Origin of the sequence: Aeromicrobium halocynthiae, from assembly GCF_039531385.1 — a bacterium.
GTDB lineage: Bacteria > Actinomycetota > Actinomycetes > Propionibacteriales > Nocardioidaceae > Aeromicrobium > Aeromicrobium halocynthiae.
Map to the genome: position 1 here is coordinate 33,578 of NZ_BAAAPY010000012.1, position 17,400 is coordinate 50,977.

The following is a 17,400-nucleotide window of genomic DNA, read 5'->3' on the forward strand; positions in this document are numbered from 1 at the left end:
TCACACGAGGAGCGCGCCGACGAGCGCCACCGTCGCTCCGACGGTGCGGACCCTGTCGGCCCGCAGGAGACGCCGGACGAGCTCCGGGGTCCGTCCCCCGCCGAGCCGGCCGTGCGTCGGAGCCGCGACCGCGACCGTCGTCAGCAGCGACGATCCACTGCCGCAGACCGCGAGCACCAGCCCCGTGCCGAGCGGCAGGACGACCAGCGCCCACCCGAGCACCAGCAGCAGCGCGCCGTAGACGAGCACCACGAGCGCTGCGATCCTTCGCGAGTGCGCGGCGTGTGCTCGCGGCCAGAGGTCGTCGGCGACGTCGGCCAGCGCCGGGTACACAACGGCCGAGACGGTCAGCTGGAACCCGAGGTGGGCTGCCGTGACGACCAGCAGTGCCTGCTCAGGCCCCATCACGCACCCCCGAGGAGCGTCGGGAGACCGAAGGTCGTGTGGACCGGATCGGCGACGAGGACCGAGACGGGTGGCTCGTCGACGACGCCCGGCAGGCCGGCTGCCGCGACGAGGTCGTCCTCGAGGTGCAGGAGCTCACCGGCGTTCAGACCCCACGGTACGTGCGTGTTCGGCACCCACCAGGTGCGGCCGAGGTGGCGGGTGTGCAGGCCGAACCGGGCGGTGAGGAAGACCGAGAGGTCGTCGGGCTCGGCGAGCGGCGCACCCTTGCGCACGACGATCCGGCCCCCGGCACCGCGAGGCGACGGCCAGCGGCGGCGCGTCGCGTAGTCCCAGACGTCGCCGTCGTGACGCATCGACATCCGCGCCCACGTGTAGGGCGTCGCGAACGCGAGGCGTGCGCCGAGGCTCACGGCCAGGCGGTCGGACTCCAACGACCGGAAGACGACGCCGTGGCGGCCCTCGTCGTCGACGGAGTACAGGCGCACGTTCGTCTCGAGGAAGTCGCCGACGAACGGGATCGCGGGACCGCGCCCGAACCCGGCCCGGCGCATCGCGAACGGGATCAGCCCGACGTAGGTCGCGCCGTCGTGGACGTCGGGTCGCACACCTCGTGGTAGCAGCGGCGCCACGCGCTCGGGCTCGACCGCCCAGTGCAGGAAGGTCAGGTCCGACCACGTCTGCCGCATGAGCCGCGGACCCACCAGGGGCGGTCCGTGGGGATCCAGCGACGTGCTCACGAGTCCATGGTCGAACCGAGGCCGTCGCCGCGCAGGGCATCCGGCGCAGATCACACCCGCGGATCCAGCGTCAGGACCGCAGGACCTTCTCCATCGCCTTGCCGCGGGCGAGCTCGTCGACGAGCTTGTCGAGGTAGCGGATCCGCTGCATGAGCGGGTCCTCGACGTCCTCGACCCGCACCCCGCAGACGACGCCGGTGATCTGCGAGACGGCCGGGTTGAGACGCGCGGCGGCGAAGAACTCCTCGAACGTCGCCTCGGACTCCAGGTGCTGGGCGATCTCGGCGTCGTCGAAGCCGGTGAGCCAGGCGATGACCTCGTCGAGCTCCTCGCGCGTCCGCCCCTTGCGCTCGAGCTTGGCGACGTAGAGGGGGTAGACCGATGCGACCGGCATCGTGAAGATCCTGCTCACCTCACCGAGCCTACGCGCGGAACGGGGGTCGCAGGCCTCACAGCACCCCCGCCGGCCGGAACTGCACGCTGATGCGTGGACCCACGGGCTTGGTGGTCTTGAGGACGGCGTGGTCCCACGTGCGCTGGCACGAGCCGCCCATGACGAGGAGGTCGCCATGACCGACGACGAAACCGATGGACCGCTCCCCCGGCACGTCGGCCGGGCCGCCCGGACGCGGACGCAGGCTCAGCCGGCGTGGAGCGCCGAGCGAGACGATCGCGACCATCGTGTCCTGGCTGCGACCCCGGCCGATGCGGTCCCCGTGCCAGGCGACGCTGTCGCGACCGTCGCGGTACAGGCACAGCCCGGCGGTGACGAAGGGCTCCCCGAGGTCGGGTCCGTAGTGGTCGTCGAGGGCGTCCCGGGCGACCTGGAGGACAGGGTCCGGCAACGGGTCGCGGACGCCGTACGAGCACAGCAGGCGCGGGACGTCGACCGTGCTGTCGTACATCTCGCGCCGCTCGGCCCGCCACGGCAGCTCGGTCTGGAGCCTCAGGAACAGCCCATCGGCCCCGCCGACCCATCCGGGCCGCACGTCGACCCAGGCGCCGCCGGCGAGCTCGCGCCGCTGCAACCCGCGATCGAGCGGACCGACGGTGGCGCCGGCACCACCGTCGAGCAGCGAGCCCTGGAAGTACATGTCCCGATCGTACGCGATGTCGAACGCATGTTCTATCGCATCAGGTCGTGGCGAGGTCGCGTCGCTCGAACCGCCACGCCGCGGCTGCGACGAGTCCGGCGGCGACGGCCAGCAGGGACGCGACGGGCACGACCGCGACCGGCTCCACCGGGACGGTCGCGAGCATCGGACGGCGTCGCGCCAGGGGTCCTCACCGAACAGCCTCGCGCGACCACCGTCGGCGCGCATGAGACCGAGGAGGATGCTGATGGTCGTGGACTTGCCCGATCCGTTCGGGCCGAGGAACCCGTGCACCTCACCGGTCCGGACCTCCAGGTCGAGCCCGTCGAGCGCGGTGGTGGCACCGAAGCGCTTCACCAGACCCTGGACGTCGATCACGTGATCCATGGATCGACCCCACCCAGATCCGGGCCCGCGAGGACCCACCGGAGGAACCGGACGACGCCGGCGTGGGAGACTCCTCGTCGTGAGCCCCTGGGACCGTCTGCTGGACCGACTGGACGACCTGGCCTGCTCGCCGGAGCCGCTCTCGGCGGACCTGGCCGAGGAGCTCACCGCGCGGGTCGCCGCGGCGATGGCCGACGGCATGGCCGACCGTGAGCTGGACCCGGCCGACTGCGGGCGGTGGCTCGCGACTCTCGTGCACAGCCTGCACGCCCTGCAGCCGGCGGAGTCACGCTCCGACGACACGCTCAGCACCCTGCGCGTCATCGTGACGCGCTGGCTGCACCCGGGCCGGCTCGACCCTGTCGACCCGCTGGAGACAGGGCTGCGCGAGGCGCTCTGAACCCTCCCGGGGGCTCAGGCAGCGGGGCTGCGCAGCTGCGCCAGGTAGACCAGGGCGGCGACGGTGCCGATGAGGTTGAGCAGGCCGAGCGGGGACCAGAAGATGAGGTGCGCGGCGACCGTGAGCCCCAGGATGACCAGCCAGGCGTTCTTCTCCAGCGTCTGACGGATCTCGAAGTCGATCCGCGGCCGACGGACGCAGTCGATCAGCGCGAAGACCTTGACGACGAACAGCCCGACGGTGATGGCCAGGGACAGGGCGGACTGGATCTCGAGCACGCGGCAAGGCTACCGGTCGCCCAGCACGCCGCAGGGCCCCTCCCGAGCGGGAGGGGCCCTGCGGTCCGGCGCTGGTCGCGGGGATCAGGATCCGGAGGACGTGCTCTTCTTGGCCGGCGCCTTCGTGGCGGTGGTCGTCTTGGCCGCGGTCGAGGAGCTGGACTTCTTGGCGGTGGTCTTCTTCGCCGGGCTCTTCTTGGCCGTCGACGCGCTGCTCGAGGACGAGGCGCTCTTCTTGGCCGTGCTCTTCTTGGCGGTGCTCTTGGTGGCGGTGCTCTTCTTCGTCGGGCTCTTCTTGGCCGCGGTCGAGGAGCTGGACTTCTTGGCGGTGCTCTTCTTCGCCGGGGCCTTCTTGGCCGCGGTGTCGGCGGTCTTCGACGCCGAGTCGGCGACGGAGCGCGCAGCGGCGCTGGTCTTGGCCGGGGCGCTCTTGGCGGCCGAGGAAGCCTTCGAGGTACCGCGGCCGGTCACCTTGGACACGGTCGCCTGCGCCTCGGACACGATGTCCTCGGCACGCTTCTGGACGTCGGCGGCGGTCTCCTCCGCGGCCTTGCGGACGTCCTTGATGTTCTTGGAGGCGTCCTTGCGCAGGCTCTCGACGAACTTCTCGGCGCGCTTCTGGACGTCCTCGAGCCGCAGGGAGCGAGCCTCGGCGACGAGCTCCTCGCCCTTGGCGATGAGCTCCTCGTAGCGGGCCTTGGCGACGGTGCTCGAGGTGGCGACGGCGTCGTTGGCCTGCGTGCGCAGCTCGTCGACGTCGAGGCCCTTGAGGGTGTCGGCGAGGTTCTTGACCTCGTCGACCAGGGACTTGACCTGGGCGTTGATCTGATCGGTGATGCTCATGAGTTCTCCTCCTGGTTGGCTTCGGTGACCGTGGTGGCGAGCTGGTCGTCCGCCACGTGCTCGGGACCGACGAACGAGCGGTAGATGTCCAGCAGAGCGGTCTTCTGCCGCTCGGTCAGGCGAGTGTCGAGAGCAATCGCATCCTCGACCATCCGGGTGCCGGTCTCGTCGATGTCGAGGATCCCGGCCCTGACGTAGAGCGACTCGGCGGAGATGCGCAATGCCCGGGCGATCTGCCCGAGGACCTCTGCCGAGGGACGACGCACGCCTCGCTCGATCTGGCTGAGGTAGGGGTTGGAGACCTCCGAGACCTCGGCCAGCTGTCGCAAGGACATCTGCGCCTGGCGTCGCTGCTCGCGCAGGTAGTCACCGAGGTTCCCCATGGTGTCCTGGACGTTCAGCTTGGCCATGTCTCCATCATGCTTGCTCTTGCAAGCATCTGCAAGCAGGCGAGCATGCGAGGTCGCTCACATCCCGCCGATGCGTCCGCCGGCGTCAGAACGCCGGGCGGATCTCGCCCACGCGCTCCCCGCCGCCCAGGACGGCCGGCCGCTCGTGCAGCCACGGGTCGTCGAGGCCGGCCAGCTCGAGCGCCCTGCGGGCGACGACGAAGAGCGCTCGCTCGGAACCGTCGTCGACCTTGACTCCGAGGGCTCGACCGTCCGGCAGACCCACCACGAGGACGCCCTCGGCCCCGGACTTCACGAGGCTGCCGGGGACCGCACGCGCGAGCGCGAGGTCGTCACGGCGCGTGCCGCTGACGAGCTCGGGGTGGGCCACCATCGCCTCGACGACCCGACGCTCGGCACTGCCCGCGGCAGCGGACGTCAAGCGTGCCACTGCGCGGGCGAGATCGGTCAGCCGCGCCGAGAACAGCGGTGCACCGCATCCGTCGACGCCCGTCACCACCGGTTCGCCGACGAGCTCGGCGAACGTCTCGCGCACCTGCACCTGCAGCGGGTGGTCCGCTCGGAGGTAGGAGGTGACGTCCCAGCCGCGATGCACGCACGTGGCGAGCATCGCGGCATGCTTGCCGGAGCAGTCCATGCGGATGGGCGCTCGGCCCTCTCCGGCGCGGATCACGGCGGCGTGCTCGTGCGGGTCCAGCGGGTACGAGGCCGGAGTCTGCAGAGCGCTCTCGTCCAGACCGACGCCAGCCAGGATCTCGCGGACGCCGGCCAGGTGCACCGGTTCGGCCGAGTGGCTCGCGGCCGCCAGCGCGAGCAGCCGGCTCTCGAGCGGAAGTCCGGCGCGCACCATCCCCACGGCCTGGAACGGCTTGTTCGCCGACCGCGGGAAGATCACCCGCGACGGGTCGCCGATCGTCCAGAGCGGCCGGCCCCCGGGATCGACGAGCACCGCGCTCCCCCGGTGCTCGCTCTCCACCAGACCGGACCGCACGACCTCCACCACGACGTCCATGACGCCCACCCTAGGACCGTCGTCGACGCGTCGGCAGCGAGCCGCGGATCGCCGCGGCTCCGGTCGAGCGCGACTAGGATCCGGGGAAGCCCGGACGCCGACCTGAAGGATCCTCGATGGACCTGGACGACCTGCACGTCGTGATCCCCGCCGGTGGAGCCGGGACCCGGCTGTGGCCGCTGTCGCGCGCGTCCCACCCGAAGTTCCTGCTCGACCTGACGGGCTCGGGCCGCACCCTGCTCCAGCAGACGTGGGACCGCCTCGCGGCCCTCGTCCCCGGCGAACGGGTCCACGTCGTCACCGGCCCGGCCCATGCCGCAGCCGTCGCCGACCAGCTGCCACAGCTGCGGCACCTGCACGTCGAGCCGTCCCCACGGGACTCCATGCCCGCGATCGGTCTCGCAACCGCCGTCGTCGCCGAGCAGCACCCGGACGCGGTCGTCGCCTCCTTCGCCGCGGACCACGTGATCGCCGACGAGCGGGCGTTCGGCGCCAGCGTGCGCCAGGCCGTCGGCGCCGCGCGGACCGGCAAGGTCGTGACGATCGGCATCACGCCCCGGTCGGCCTCGACCGCGTTCGGCTACGTCCAGGCCGGCGAGGGCCTCGGCGTGCCCGAGGCCCCCGACGCCCGCAGCGTGCTGAGGTTCGTCGAGAAGCCCGACGAGGTGACGGCCCGCGAGTACGTCGAGGACGGGTCCTTCAGCTGGAACGCCGGCATGTTCGTGACCCGCGCCGACGTCCTGCTCGACCATCTCGCCCTCCTGCAGCCCTCCCTCCACGACGGCCTGCGCCGGATCGCGGCCGCGCCGGCGGACGAGCGGGAGCAGGTGCTGCGCGAGACCTGGCCGACGCTGACCAGGATCGCCATCGACCACGCCGTCGCCGAGCCGGTCTCGCTGCAGGGTGGCATCGCCGTCGTGCCCGGCACGTTCGACTGGGACGACGTCGGCGACTTCGCCGCCCTGGCCGGCCTCCGGGAGCCCGACGACGACTCCGTGTGGATCGACGCCGACGGCTTCGCGGTCAGCACCGAGGGCACCGCGATCACCGTGGTCGGGCTGCGCGACGTCGTCGTGGTGCACACCGCCGACGCGGTGCTCGTCACCTCGATCGAGGACGCGCAGGACGTCAAGAAGGCACCGGCCGCCTGGGTCGAGCGCGGCCGGCCCGACCTGCTCTGAGGGACATCGCGTCTCGCTCAGACGAGCGGGACGAGCGGGGTCGCGCGGTCCGCCGCCGTGGGCGTGTAGGCCTGCGCCACCTCGCCGGTCCCGACGGCGCGGATCGTGCCGTCACCCGCGTCGGCGAAGACCGCGTCGCCGCGGTGCAGCAGTACGCGCTCGCCGTCGTCGTTCACCAGCTCGACCTCGCCCCCGGTGCACACGAGGATGCGACGCCCCTCGTCGGGCAGGACGACGCCGTCGGTCTCGGCGGCCGAGACCTGCGTCATCGCCAGCGCGAACTCCCGAAGACCGGGGACGAACAGGTCGGTCGACTCCCCGAACTGGACCGGCTCGACCCGTGCCACCTTGGACATGCCCTCCGACAGGCACCGGATGAGGCCCTGCGGATCGAGGTGCTTGCTCGTCAGGCCGGCCCGCAGGACGTTGTCGGAGGAGACCATCACCTCCAGGCACATCCCTCGCAGGTGGGCGTGGATGATGCCCGTCGCGAGGTAGGCCGCCTCCCCCGGTTGCAGGGTGAGGCGGTTCAGCAGCAGGGAGACGATGACGCCGACGTCCCCGCGATGGTGCTCGTTGACCTCCACGGCGGTCTGGTAGGCGCGCTTCACGTCGAGCCGCTGGTCGAGCCCGACGATGCACCAGCGCACGACCTCCGCGACCTGCTCGGCGGCGGGCGGGTCGGTGACGAGCCGCTCGACGAGGGCGACGATGCCCGCGAAGCCCGGCCTCGCGCGGAGCTGCTCGGCGAGCGAGCGCGTCAGGTCCGTCGGCAGCGCGCCGAGGATGCGCAGGATCTCGGCAGTGGGCCGGAAGCCGACGAGCGTGTCGAAGGTGGTCAGGGCGAGCACCATCTCCGGCTTGGGTCGGGGGTCCTTGAAGACGCGGTGCGGAGCATCGAGCGGCACGCCCGCGCGCTCCTCCTCGGCGTACCCCACCTCGGCGAGCTTGGCGTCCGGATGGACCTGCAGCGACAGGGGCCGGTCGGCGGCGAGGATCTTCAGCATGAAGGGCAGGTCGCCGACCAGCTCGCGCAGCGTGCTGTCGTCGTCCACGCGCGACGGAGCGATCGGGTGGGTGCCCATCCAGATCTCGGCGACGGAGTCGGCGGAGATCGGTTCGCCGAGGAAGCGCGGGATCGCCAGGAGCGATCCCCAGTCGTAGCTGCGGCGAGGGTTCTGCAGGCGCCTCATGCGGTGCTCTCCACGGCGTCAGCCTACGACGCCTTGGGAGCTAGTGGCGTGGCTTGCGGGCCGCGCGCTGAGGTGCGCCCTTGCCACTCGGCTTCGCATGGGGCCTGCCACCCTTGCGGTGCGCAGCGGGGGGTCCGTCGTCGGGCTGCAGGTCGATGCGACGACCGGAGATCCGCGTGTCGCGCAGGGCGTCGAACACGCTCTGCGGCAGGTCGGCGGGCAGCTCGACGACCGAGTGGGCTCCACCGATCGTGATCTTGCCGAAGTCCGCGCGGCGCAGGCCGCCCTCGTTGGCGAGGGCGCCGACGATGGCCGACGGACCGATCTTGTGCCGCTTGCCGACCGCGATGCGGTACGGCGCCATCCCCTCCGAGGAGTGCCGCGACCGACCACCGCCATCGGGACGGCCGCCCCCGCCCTGGCGCTCGGGACGCTCTCGCCGCTCGCGTCGCGGCGGGTCCGGTCGCAGGAAGAACTCCTTGTCGTCGTTGCCCATCACTGCGAGTGCCGCGGCGACGTCGATCATCGGGACGTCGTGCGTGAAGGCGTACTCATCGATCAGGCCGCGGAAGACGTGGAACTGCGAGGACCCCATGGCCTCGGTGATCGCGGTGGCGAACCGTTCGGTGCGGCGCGCGTTGACCTCGTCGACCGTGGGTACCGGCATCTGCTCGATCGGACGGCCGGACGTCTTCTCGATCGCCGAGAGCATGCGACGCTCCCGCGGCGTGACGAACAAGATGGCCTCGCCGCTGCGGCCCGCGCGACCGGTGCGGCCGATGCGGTGGACGTAGGCCTCGGTGTCGTGCGGGATGTCGTAGTTGACGACGTGGGTGATGCGCTCGACGTCCAGCCCTCGCGCGGCGACGTCGGTGGCGACGAGCAGGTCGAGCTCGCCGGAGCGCAGGGCGCCGATGGTGCGTTCACGCTGGGCCTGCACGAGGTCGCCGTTGATGGCCGCGGCAGCGAATCCGCGCGACCGCAGCGACGCAGCGACCTCCTCGGTGGCCTGCTTGGTCCGGACGAACACGATCATCGCTCCACCGGACTCGACCTCCAGCACGCGCGTCAGGCAGTCGAGCTTGGCGTGGTGGGAGACCTGGATCCACCGCTGGCGGACCGTCGAGGTGGTCGTGGTCGCGGCCGGGGTGGAGATGTCCGCCGGCTCGTGCAGGTACCGCTTGGCGAGCCGGCGGATCTGCGCCGGCATCGTGGCCGAGAACAGGGCGACCTGCTTGTACTCGGGCGTGTCGCGCAGGATCCGCTCGACGTCCTCGGCGAAGCCCATGGCGAGCATCTCGTCGGCCTCGTCCAGCACGAGGACGTCGAGACCGGTGAGGTCGAGGCTGCCGCGCTCGAGGTGGTCGATGACACGGCCCGGCGTGCCGACGACGACGTGCGCGCCGCGCTCCAGGCCGGCGAGCTGGGCACCGTAGCCCTGGCCACCGTAGACGGGAAGCACCCGGAGGCCCGGGAGGGCGGCTGCGTAGGAGGTCAGCGCGTCGCAGACCTGCAGCGCGAGCTCACGCGTCGGGGCGAGCACCAGGGCCTGGGTGGAGCGCCGTGAGACGTCGAGGCGCTGCAGCATCGGAAGGGCGAACGCTGCGGTCTTCCCGGTGCCGGTCTGGGCGAGTCCGACGACGTCGCGACCCTCGAGCAGGACGGGCACCGCCGCCGCCTGGATCGGGGTGGGGCGCTCGTAGCCCAGCGACCCGAGGACGCGGACGATGTCCTCGGACAGGCCGAGACCGGCGAAGTCGGGACCCTCGGGCTGCGCCGTGTCCTCCGGCTGGTGGGGGGCGTCGTCGGATGAGGTCATGGTCGGTTCACTCCTGTGCTCGGCACTCGCGAGGTCGACGAGCCACGCCCATTCTCGCCCATCGTCCCGACCGGCCCACCGGTGGGGACGGGTGCCGCGCTCGGTCAGTAGGCGCCGCGCGCGAACAGCACGGCCTTCGCCGTCCTGGCCATGATGTGCAGGTCGCGCAGCATGGACCAGTTCTCGACGTAGGTGAGGTCGAGCCGCACCGAGTCCTCCCACGACAGGTCCGAGCGGCCGCTGACCGGCCACAGGCCGGTGATGCCCTGCTTGACGAGGAGCCGACGACGAACGGTGTCGTCGTAGAGGTCGACCTCCGAGCGCAGCGGCGGACGCGGCCCGACGACGCTCATCTCCCCGCGCAGCACGTTGATGAACTGGGGCAGCTCGTCGATGCTGTAGCGACGCAGGAACCGTCCGACGGGCGTGACCCGGGGGTCGTCGACCTTCTTGAAGAGCGGACCGGCACCGTCGTGGTCCACCTCGAGCGCGGCGCGCATGCGGTCCGCACCGTCGACCATGGTGCGCAGCTTCATCATCTGGAAGGGCACACCGCCGGCGCCGATGCGCTCGGACCGGTAGAAGATCGGGCCCGCTCCGGACAGCCGCACGGCCAGGGCGGCGACGACGAGCACCGGCAGGCTGACCAGGAGGACGCCGAGGGCGATCGCACGGTCGAAGGCGGCCTTGCGCAGCGTCCTTGCGGCGGAGTAGGTGGGCCGGGAGAGGTAGATCAGCGGCATCGCACTGTGGGCGTCGACGTGGATGCGAGGACCGGCGACGTCGGCGATGTTCGGAGCGACGAGCAGGTCGATGTCGCGACCCTCGAGCTCCCAGGCGAGCTCGCTGATGCCGTCGCTGCCGAGGTGCTCGGTGTCGGTGACGACGACGGTGTCGACGCCACCGCAGTCGAGGATGGCCGGCAGAGGGGTCTCCATGCCCTGGACCGGGATCTCGGTCTCCTCGACGTGGATGGCCTCACCGGGGACGGCGGTGCGGTCCGGGACCCAGAGGCCGACGACCGCGAACTCGTTCGCAGGGTCGGCGGAGAACCGCGACGCCATCGTGCGGGCGCTGCGGACGCCGCCGATGACGAGGGTGCGGGCAACGAGGCGGTGGTGGCTGCGCCGCGACCGCAGCCACAGCCGCCACGCCTTGCGGGTCAGGAGCAACAGCGCGAAGCCGAGCCCGAGGGCGATGACCAGGAAGCCGCGCGAGAGGCTCCACGTGAAGACGAGCGAGGCGATCGCCGTCCACCCGAAGACCAAGAAGGTGGCTCGTGCGAGCGCCTGGTACTCGGCGGGGCCGGCGCCGAGAAGCTTGTGGTCGCGCGTCCGGTACAGCGACGTGGCGAGCAACCAGGCCGCGACCAGGCCGATGCTGATCAGAACGTAGTCGCCCGCGGGCGGGACGACCGTGCCTGCCTGCGGCAGGATCACGACCACGAAAGCCGTCGAGACCGCGACGAGGACCGACAGGGCGTCGGTCACGGCCATCGAACGCGCCAGCTTGCGCTGCCAGCGTCGCCGTCCGCCCGTCACGGTGCGTGGCGGCGGAGCCGGGACGGACGGGTCGGGGAGCTCCAGCGCGGGGAGCACGCGTGGCCTCCGTGGCAGCCGCTCGATCTCGTGGGGCAAGGGTGAGGGGGCGCGCGCGGCCTGGACCGGTGCCCGGTCGCCCAGTCCTTGGCTCACCTCGTGCTCCCTTCGGACCCTGCGAGGGTCTGCTGGGACCAACGGGAGGCCGGGGCGAAGGTTACGGCGACGAGGTCACCCGTCCAACGCCTCCACGACGCCGTCGGTGGCCGCGTCGATGAGGTCGGCGGCCAGCCGGTGGGCGGCGGCGTCACCCCGGAAGGGGTCGGGGACGTCGATGTCGGGTCCGGCATGGCTGCGGTTGCGCGAGACGGCTGCGACGACCTCCTCGGGCGCCGCGACGGGCACCTCGCACCCGACGGCGGCGAACTCCCGCAGCGTGTACGTCCGGCGCAGCGCCGTGGGGACGAGCTCGAGGACACCCGCGCGGTGCTCCTTGGTGGCGGTGAGCACGAGGTCGGCCGAGGCGATGTGCTCGGCCCGCAGCGGGCGCGACCGGAACTCGGTGGGGTCGAGCCCGAGACGACGCGCCTCCTGCTGGACCGCGTCGTCCATCGGGTGATCCCGCCACCCGCGGACCCCGGCACTCGCGACCTCGAAGCGTCGTGGGTCGAGCCGGTCGGTGAGGAGCAGCTCGGCGAGGGGCGAGCGGCAGATGTTGGCGGTGCAGACCACGAGGATCGCGAAGCGCTGCCTCATCCGTCCAACCGCGCACGCACGTGCAACCCGACCTCGGGGTCCACGACGGGCTCCTGGCTCGCGGCGACCCCGTCGGCCAGGAGCGTCGCGGCGACGTCGACGTTGCGCTTGACCAGCGCCAACGCGATCGGTCCGAGCTCGTGGTGGCGAGCCGAGCTGCCGACGGACCCCACGACCTTCTCACCGAGCAACACCTCCGTGCCCGCGGACGGCAGGTGCTCGGCCGAGCCGTCGAGGTGCAGGAGCACGAGGCGTCGCGGCGGACGGCCCAGGGTGTGGACGCGCGCGACGGTCTCCTGACCGCGGTAGCACCCCTTGTCGAGGTGCACGGCGCGCTCGAGCAGGCCCGCCTCGTTCGGGATGGTGCGGTCGTCGGTGTCGAGGCCGACGCGAGCGCGTCCGTCGGCGATCCGCAAGGCCTCCCAGGCCCAGGTTCCCGAGGGGGCGCCGAGCTCGTCCACGAGACCCCCGAGGGCGTCGCGCTCGACGAGACGCCACTGCAGGCCGGGCAGGCCGACGACTGCCAGATCTGGGGCGAGGGCCACCTCGACCCGCATCATGAACCGCATCGAGTCCAGGAAGGCCACGAGCGCTGCTCCGGCACCGGGCTCGGTGTGCGCGCGGAAGGTCTCACCGTCGTCGATCCCGGCGAACCCGTGCTCGATGCGTCCCTGCGGGCTCAGCAGCAGGACCTCGGTGGGCACGCCAGGGGCGAGGTCGACGAGGTGCTGCGTGGTGAGCGAGTGCAGCCACGTGAGACGGTCGGGACCGTGGATCGTGACGACGTCGCGGTGGGAGAGGTCGACGAAGCCTTCCCCCGCCTCGAGGCGTCGCTGCTCGCGGGCGATGCCACCGTAGTGCGCGGCGACGCCGGCGTCGGGCGGATCGGCCTCGACCGCGCCGTCGAGGTCGAGCAGGGGGCTGCGCCATGCAGCGCTCACATCATCAGGCACGGGCGAGCTTCCCCCACAGGTGCGACTGCATCGGTTGACCTTCCGCGGCCATGTCGTAGGCGTACATCAGGTGCCCCTCGACCAACCCGTACATCCGCTGGCCCGCGGTGTACTCCTTGGCCGTCTCGGTGCGAGCGATGATGTCGGTCGCGAGGGTGAGCCGGGGCCCGTCCACGACGCCGTACCAGATCTCGGCGTAGCCGGTGGCATGGGCGAGGACGAGCTCGACGGCCGTGCCCTCTCCCTCCGGCGGGTCTCCGGCGGGGCGCAGGAACCCGGTCTCGAGAGCCCCCGGACGCAGACGCTCTCCGTCGTCGCCGGTGATCCAGGTCTGGCTGAAGTAGTGCAGGAAGGGCCGGCCGTCGTGCGCGATGGCGACGTCCTGCTCGTAGGAGAAGGCCTCGATCGTCGGGTACTCGCCGCGGCCGCTGCCGTGCCACGTGCCGAGCAGCCAGGCCAGCGGACGAGCGTCCGGGTGGAGGTCGTCGGGGATCTCGAAGGCCATGGACTCGATCGTATCCACAGGCCGAAGCCGCGCCGACCAGTAGGCTGCGGCAGTGCGCGCCGTGGTCCAACGAGTCAGCAGTGCTCGCGTCGAGGCGGAGCAGCAGACGGTCGGCTCGATCGATGTCGGGCTCGTCGTGCTGCTCGGCGTCACGCACGACGACACCGAGGCCCGTGCCCGGGCGCTGGCCGCGAAGATCCACGGCCTGCGCATCCTGCGGGACGAGGCATCGGTCGCGACGACCGGGGCCGCGGTGCTCGTCGTCAGCCAGTTCACGCTCTACGGCGACACCCGCAAGGGACGGCGACCGTCGTGGGGTGCCGCGGCCCCCGGCCCGGTCGCCGAGCCGCTCTACGACACCTTCTGCGCGGCCCTGCGCGGCGAGGGCGTCGAGGTGGCGGAAGGGGTCTTCGGGGCCGACATGGCGGTGCACCTGGTCAACGACGGGCCCGTCACGCTGATCGTCGAGACCTGAGACGGGCCCTCAGGTTCTCGCCCTACGATGGGTGGGTTACGGCGGAGACGCCCTTCACCATCGGGAGATCCATGGCGCGACCGTCACGCGCGCACCGGCAGGTCGCGGGCAAGCGCCGTGCCGGTGGTCCGCCCTTCCACCGTCGGCACCGCCGCGCCGTCGTCACCGTCGGGACGACGCTCGCCCTGCTCCTGGCCGTCGTGACCGGCTACGCGTACTGGTTGAACTCCCAGCTCGGCGACGTCGACAGGGTCGACACCGGATCGCTGCTGGACCGGCCGGATCCTGACGCCGGCGAGGCGATCAACATCCTCCTGCTCGGTTCCGACGCGGGCGAGCCGCAGTCGCGGGACCAGCGCGGCACCAGCATCGCCGAGGACACCGCCGCCGCGGAGTGGCCGAGCGGCAAGTACCGCAGCGACACGATCATGGTCGTCCACGTCGCCGCCGACCGTCGCAGCGTGCAGATCGTCTCGATCCCGCGGGACACGCTCACGATGATCTACGACGAGAACGGCGAGCCGACCTCGGAGCAGAAGGTCAACGCCGCCTTCTCCGAGTACGGGCCGAACGGCGCCATCACGACCGTCGAGGCACTGACCGGCCTGGACATGGCACACCTGGCGATCATCGACTGGGACGGGTTCAAGGACCTGTCCTCGGCCGTGGGGGGCGTCCCGGTCACCATCCCCGAGTCGTTCCGCGACCCGCAGCAGGGCGTCAGCTGGGAGGCCGGGGAGCAGGTGCTCGAGGGTGAGCAGGCCCTCGCCTACGTCCGCACGCGGTACGGCCTGCTGCGCGGCGACATCGACCGCATCGCCCGCCAGCAGAACTTCATGCGCTCGCTCATGAACGAGATGCTCGCCAGCGGCACGACGAGCAATCCCGTCCGTCTCACGCGCACCCTGGGCGCCGTGACGCGCAACCTCACGGTCGACCAGGACTGGAGCACCGCCGACATGCGCGCCCTCGCGCTCGCGCTGCGCGGCACGCGCGCCGAGGACGTCTCGTTCCTCACGGCACCGGTCGCGGCGACGGAGGACGTCCCGGGGCTGGGCAACGTCGTCCGGCTGGACGAGGCCCGGTCGGCGGAGCTGTTCGAGGCGGTCGCGCGCGATCGCGTGCGCGACTACATCGAGCGGTATCCCGAGGACACCCTGGCCGACGAGGACCAGATCGGCTGACCGCCGACCGCTCACCGGCACGCGCTGGGCGAGCGGACGTCGTTGACGGCCGGTGCGATCCCGGGGGTCGTCGTCAGCACCGGACGCCCGTCCTGCCCCGGCGCGGCGTTCGCCCGGCTGCGCGTCTCGCCCCTGAAGGTGACGCTCAGGTCGGCCGGCCGGTCGGCCGTGACGGTGACGGTGAAGCTCTGCCCGCTGACGACGCGGGGTGCGCTGAGGCCGACGGAGCAGATGGCGTCCTGGTACGGATCCTGGGCGGCGTGGGCACCGTGGCCCGGCAGGAGCACCACCATGGCGGCGAGGAGGGCGGAGACGACCCCCAGGGTGTGCTTCTTCATGTCCGAGCTCCTGATCGTGATCGCGGACCGTGTCCGCACGCTGCTGTCGACCTGGCGGTCTGCGCGGTCGGCGGACCACCCGTGTCATCCATTCCAACGGGTGTGCCCGGCAAAGGCCATGGCCCGACGGCGAGGAATCTGGGCGACGGTGCCACGGGGTCGTCGCGGACGCAGCAGGGGCCCGCCGATCCTCCGGCGGGCCCCTGCTGTGGTCGACGCTCAGGCGTGGACGCTGACCTTCTGCAGGTCGACGACGGCCTCCGCGACGACTCCGATGGCTGCCGTCACGGTGGTGTCGACGGCCTCCGAGCGCGGCGCGAGGGTGCGCAGCGTCCACTCCCCCGCTCCGGCGAAGAACCGGAACTGGCCGGTGGCCGACGTCGGGACCTCGGCGGTGAACTCACCGTTGCGGTCCAGCAGGCGCACGTAGGCGTTGGGCACGGGGTCGTCACCGCGGACGACGACGCCCTGGATGACGGCCTGGTGGGCGACGTCGACGCCCTCGAGGCTCGGGCCTCCCTTGATCGCTCCGCACATGTCAGGCCTCCCCGCGCTCGTCGCCCAAAGCGACCGGGACGCCGCGCAGCGACCCGTACTCGCTCCAGGAGCCGTCGTAGTTCTTGACGTTCTGGTGTCCGAGGATCTCGTGCAGGACGAACCACGTGTGCGAGCTGCGCTCACCGATGCGGCAGTAGGCGATGGTGTCCTTGGCCTCGTCGTAGCCGACCTCTGCGTAGAGCTCCTTGAGCTCGTCGTCGGAGCGGAAGGTGCCGTCGTCGTTGGCGGCCTTGCTCCACGGCACGTTGCCGGCGGTGGGGATGTGACCGGCGATCTGCGCGGCCTCCTGCGGCAGGTGCGCCGGGGCGAGAAGGCGACCGGCGTACTCGTCGGGGCTGCGCACGTCGATGAGGTTCTTGACGCCGATGGCCTCGACGACCTCGTCGCGGAAGGCGCGGATGGAGTCGTCGGGCTCCGACGCGGTGTAGGTGGTGGCCTCGCGCGAGGGGACCTCGGAGGTCAGCTCGCGGGCGTCGAGCTCCCACTTCTTGCGGCCGCCGTCGAGCAGGCGCAGGTTCTGGTGGCCGTAGTACTTGAGGTACCAGTACGCGTAGGCGGCGAACCAGTTGTTGTTGCCGCCGTAGAAGACGAGGGTGTCGTCGTTGCCGACGCCCTTGTCACCGAGCAGCTTCTCGAGCTGCTCCTTGGTGACGAAGTCGTAACGGACGCCGTCCTGGAGGTCCTTCTTCCAGTCGAGCGTGATGGCGCCGGGGATGTGGCCCCGGTCGTAGGCCTCGGTGTCCTCGTCGACCTCGACGAGGACGACCGACGGGTCGTCGAGGTGCTCCTCGACCCAGTCTGCGGTGACGAGCGCGGATTCGCGGCTCATGGGTGACCTCCGTGATCAGCCCCCGAGGGGGCGGTGGGTGGGTGGGTGGTTCAGCTGCGTGCCGGCTGGAGACGCCGGACGAGCAGGTACATCTCGCAACCGAGGCACAGGCCGACGGTCGCGTTGAGCAGGGCGGCGACGAGCGCGAACGCCGTCGCCACGTAGAACAGGGCGCCGACGCCGGCGAGCAGGCCGACAAGACCCGCGACGGCGAAGACGAGTCCGACGACCTGCGCGAAGCGCGGCGGCCGGGAGTCCTCGAGCTCGGCCGGCGCATCCAGGCGCCGGGCCACGAGGGCGCGGAACAGCAGGGAGTACGGCGAGAGTCGCAGGTCGACGAACGCCGAGAGCGCGAAGACCAGCGCCTGGGCGGTCAGCAGCGTGAGCGCCACCGGCTCGGGCGCCAGGAGGGCAGCGGCGAGCACGACGGACGTGAGGGCGGCGTTGAAGCGCAGGGCGCGCGGGTCGACGCGGTCGGGCTGGGACATGCGAGGGCTCCTGG

General features: G+C 71.7%; 22 protein-coding genes. 4 read left to right on the top strand and 18 right to left on the bottom strand.

Annotation, left to right across the window (positions count from 1 at the left end; translation table 11 throughout):
• The 4 genes from ABD213_RS13545 to ABD213_RS13560 form a co-directional block, all read right to left on the bottom strand.
• Complete coding sequence (locus tag ABD213_RS13545) at window positions 1–405, bottom strand: hypothetical protein (protein WP_344329659.1); 405 nt, start codon at window positions 403–405, stop codon at window positions 1–3.
• On the bottom strand, window positions 405–1,145 hold the full coding sequence (locus ABD213_RS13550) for a YqjF family protein (protein WP_344329663.1): 741 nt from the start codon (window positions 1,143–1,145) through the stop codon (window positions 405–407). Before ABD213_RS13550 ends, ABD213_RS13545 begins: the two co-directional genes overlap by 1 nt.
• Before the next feature lie 70 nt (window positions 1,146–1,215).
• Window positions 1,216–1,557 (bottom strand): DUF2200 domain-containing protein, encoded by a 342-nt coding sequence (locus ABD213_RS13555; protein ID WP_344329667.1) that lies wholly within the window; start codon window positions 1,555–1,557, stop codon window positions 1,216–1,218.
• 37 nt (window positions 1,558–1,594) lie between these two features.
• Window positions 1,595–2,626 (bottom strand): alpha-ketoglutarate-dependent dioxygenase AlkB, encoded by a 1,032-nt coding sequence (locus ABD213_RS13560; RefSeq protein WP_344329670.1) that lies wholly within the window; start codon window positions 2,624–2,626, stop codon window positions 1,595–1,597.
• A 79-nt stretch (window positions 2,627–2,705) separates the two neighbouring features.
• Between ABD213_RS13560 and ABD213_RS13565 the strand changes: the two genes are divergently transcribed.
• Window positions 2,706–3,026 carry a hypothetical protein gene (locus ABD213_RS13565; RefSeq protein WP_344329675.1) on the top strand — a complete coding sequence of 107 codons (321 nt, stop codon included), beginning with the start codon at window positions 2,706–2,708 and terminating at the stop codon, window positions 3,024–3,026.
• 14 nt (window positions 3,027–3,040) lie between these two features.
• On the opposite strand, the gene ABD213_RS13570 is transcribed toward ABD213_RS13565, so the two are convergent.
• The 4 genes from ABD213_RS13570 to ABD213_RS13585 all read right to left on the bottom strand — a co-directional run bounded on the left by ABD213_RS13570 (window position 3,041) and on the right by ABD213_RS13585 (window position 5,569).
• Window positions 3,041–3,304: a DUF2516 family protein gene (locus tag ABD213_RS13570; protein ID WP_344329679.1), complete on the bottom strand. Its 264-nt coding sequence runs from the start codon at window positions 3,302–3,304 to the stop codon at window positions 3,041–3,043.
• Window positions 3,305–3,388: 84 nt separating this feature from the next.
• Window positions 3,389–4,147: a hypothetical protein gene (locus tag ABD213_RS13575; RefSeq protein WP_344329681.1), complete on the bottom strand. Its 759-nt coding sequence runs from the start codon at window positions 4,145–4,147 to the stop codon at window positions 3,389–3,391.
• Window positions 4,144–4,557, bottom strand: coding sequence for a helix-turn-helix domain-containing protein (locus ABD213_RS13580; protein ID WP_344329684.1), 414 nt, complete (start codon window positions 4,555–4,557; stop codon window positions 4,144–4,146). Before ABD213_RS13580 ends, ABD213_RS13575 begins: the two co-directional genes overlap by 4 nt.
• A gap of 85 nt (window positions 4,558–4,642) precedes the next feature.
• Window positions 4,643–5,569: an asparaginase gene (locus ABD213_RS13585; RefSeq protein ID WP_344329688.1), complete on the bottom strand. Its 927-nt coding sequence runs from the start codon at window positions 5,567–5,569 to the stop codon at window positions 4,643–4,645.
• Window positions 5,570–5,685: 116 nt separating this feature from the next.
• Between ABD213_RS13585 and ABD213_RS13590 the strand changes: the two genes are divergently transcribed.
• Complete coding sequence (locus tag ABD213_RS13590) at window positions 5,686–6,750, top strand: mannose-1-phosphate guanylyltransferase (protein ID WP_344329690.1); 1,065 nt, start codon at window positions 5,686–5,688, stop codon at window positions 6,748–6,750.
• Between the two features lie 17 nt (window positions 6,751–6,767).
• Here the strand turns inward: ABD213_RS13590 and manA are convergent, their stop codons facing one another.
• From manA to ABD213_RS13620, 6 genes are all read right to left on the bottom strand, one after another.
• The gene (manA, locus tag ABD213_RS13595; RefSeq protein ID WP_344329692.1) at window positions 6,768–7,943 is read right to left on the bottom strand and encodes a mannose-6-phosphate isomerase, class I; all 1,176 of its coding nucleotides are present in this window, start codon (window positions 7,941–7,943) and stop codon (window positions 6,768–6,770) included.
• 40 nt (window positions 7,944–7,983) lie between these two features.
• Entirely contained in the window at window positions 7,984–9,762 is a 1,779-nt protein-coding gene (locus ABD213_RS13600; protein WP_344329694.1) for a DEAD/DEAH box helicase, read from the bottom strand.
• 104 nt (window positions 9,763–9,866) lie between these two features.
• Entirely contained in the window at window positions 9,867–11,456 is a 1,590-nt protein-coding gene (locus ABD213_RS13605; RefSeq protein WP_344329696.1) for a sugar transferase, read from the bottom strand.
• A gap of 75 nt (window positions 11,457–11,531) precedes the next feature.
• The gene (locus ABD213_RS13610; protein ID WP_344329697.1) at window positions 11,532–12,056 is read right to left on the bottom strand and encodes an arsenate reductase/protein-tyrosine-phosphatase family protein; all 525 of its coding nucleotides are present in this window, start codon (window positions 12,054–12,056) and stop codon (window positions 11,532–11,534) included.
• Window positions 12,053–12,997, bottom strand: a complete 945-nt coding sequence (gene ygfZ, locus ABD213_RS13615; protein ID WP_344329699.1) for a CAF17-like 4Fe-4S cluster assembly/insertion protein YgfZ — start codon at window positions 12,995–12,997, stop codon at window positions 12,053–12,055. Before ygfZ ends, ABD213_RS13610 begins: the two co-directional genes overlap by 4 nt.
• A 4-nt stretch (window positions 12,998–13,001) precedes the next feature.
• Complete coding sequence (locus ABD213_RS13620; protein ID WP_344329700.1) at window positions 13,002–13,514, bottom strand: heme-binding beta-barrel domain-containing protein; 513 nt, start codon at window positions 13,512–13,514, stop codon at window positions 13,002–13,004.
• 52 nt (window positions 13,515–13,566) lie between these two features.
• Here ABD213_RS13620 and dtd point away from each other — a divergent pair, with 52 nt between their 5' ends.
• Together dtd and ABD213_RS13630 are read left to right on the top strand one after the other, a co-directional pair.
• Window positions 13,567–13,989, top strand: coding sequence for a D-aminoacyl-tRNA deacylase (gene dtd, locus ABD213_RS13625; protein ID WP_344329702.1), 423 nt, complete (start codon window positions 13,567–13,569; stop codon window positions 13,987–13,989).
• Window positions 13,990–14,060: 71 nt separating this feature from the next.
• The gene (locus ABD213_RS13630; RefSeq protein WP_344329704.1) at window positions 14,061–15,173 is read left to right on the top strand and encodes an LCP family protein; all 1,113 of its coding nucleotides are present in this window, start codon (window positions 14,061–14,063) and stop codon (window positions 15,171–15,173) included.
• Window positions 15,174–15,184: 11 nt separating this feature from the next.
• On the opposite strand, the gene ABD213_RS13635 is transcribed toward ABD213_RS13630, so the two are convergent.
• From ABD213_RS13635 to ABD213_RS13650, 4 genes are all read right to left on the bottom strand, one after another.
• Window positions 15,185–15,511: a hypothetical protein gene (locus ABD213_RS13635; protein ID WP_344329705.1), complete on the bottom strand. Its 327-nt coding sequence runs from the start codon at window positions 15,509–15,511 to the stop codon at window positions 15,185–15,187.
• A 219-nt stretch (window positions 15,512–15,730) separates the two neighbouring features.
• Window positions 15,731–16,048, bottom strand: a complete 318-nt coding sequence (locus ABD213_RS13640) for a DUF1416 domain-containing protein (protein WP_344329707.1) — start codon at window positions 16,046–16,048, stop codon at window positions 15,731–15,733.
• Between the two features lies 1 nt (window position 16,049).
• Window positions 16,050–16,898 carry a sulfurtransferase gene (locus ABD213_RS13645; protein WP_344329708.1) on the bottom strand — a complete coding sequence of 283 codons (849 nt, stop codon included), beginning with the start codon at window positions 16,896–16,898 and terminating at the stop codon, window positions 16,050–16,052.
• A 50-nt stretch (window positions 16,899–16,948) separates the two neighbouring features.
• Window positions 16,949–17,386, bottom strand: coding sequence for a DUF4395 domain-containing protein (locus ABD213_RS13650; RefSeq protein ID WP_344329710.1), 438 nt, complete (start codon window positions 17,384–17,386; stop codon window positions 16,949–16,951).
• Window positions 17,387–17,400 lie beyond the last annotated feature (14 nt).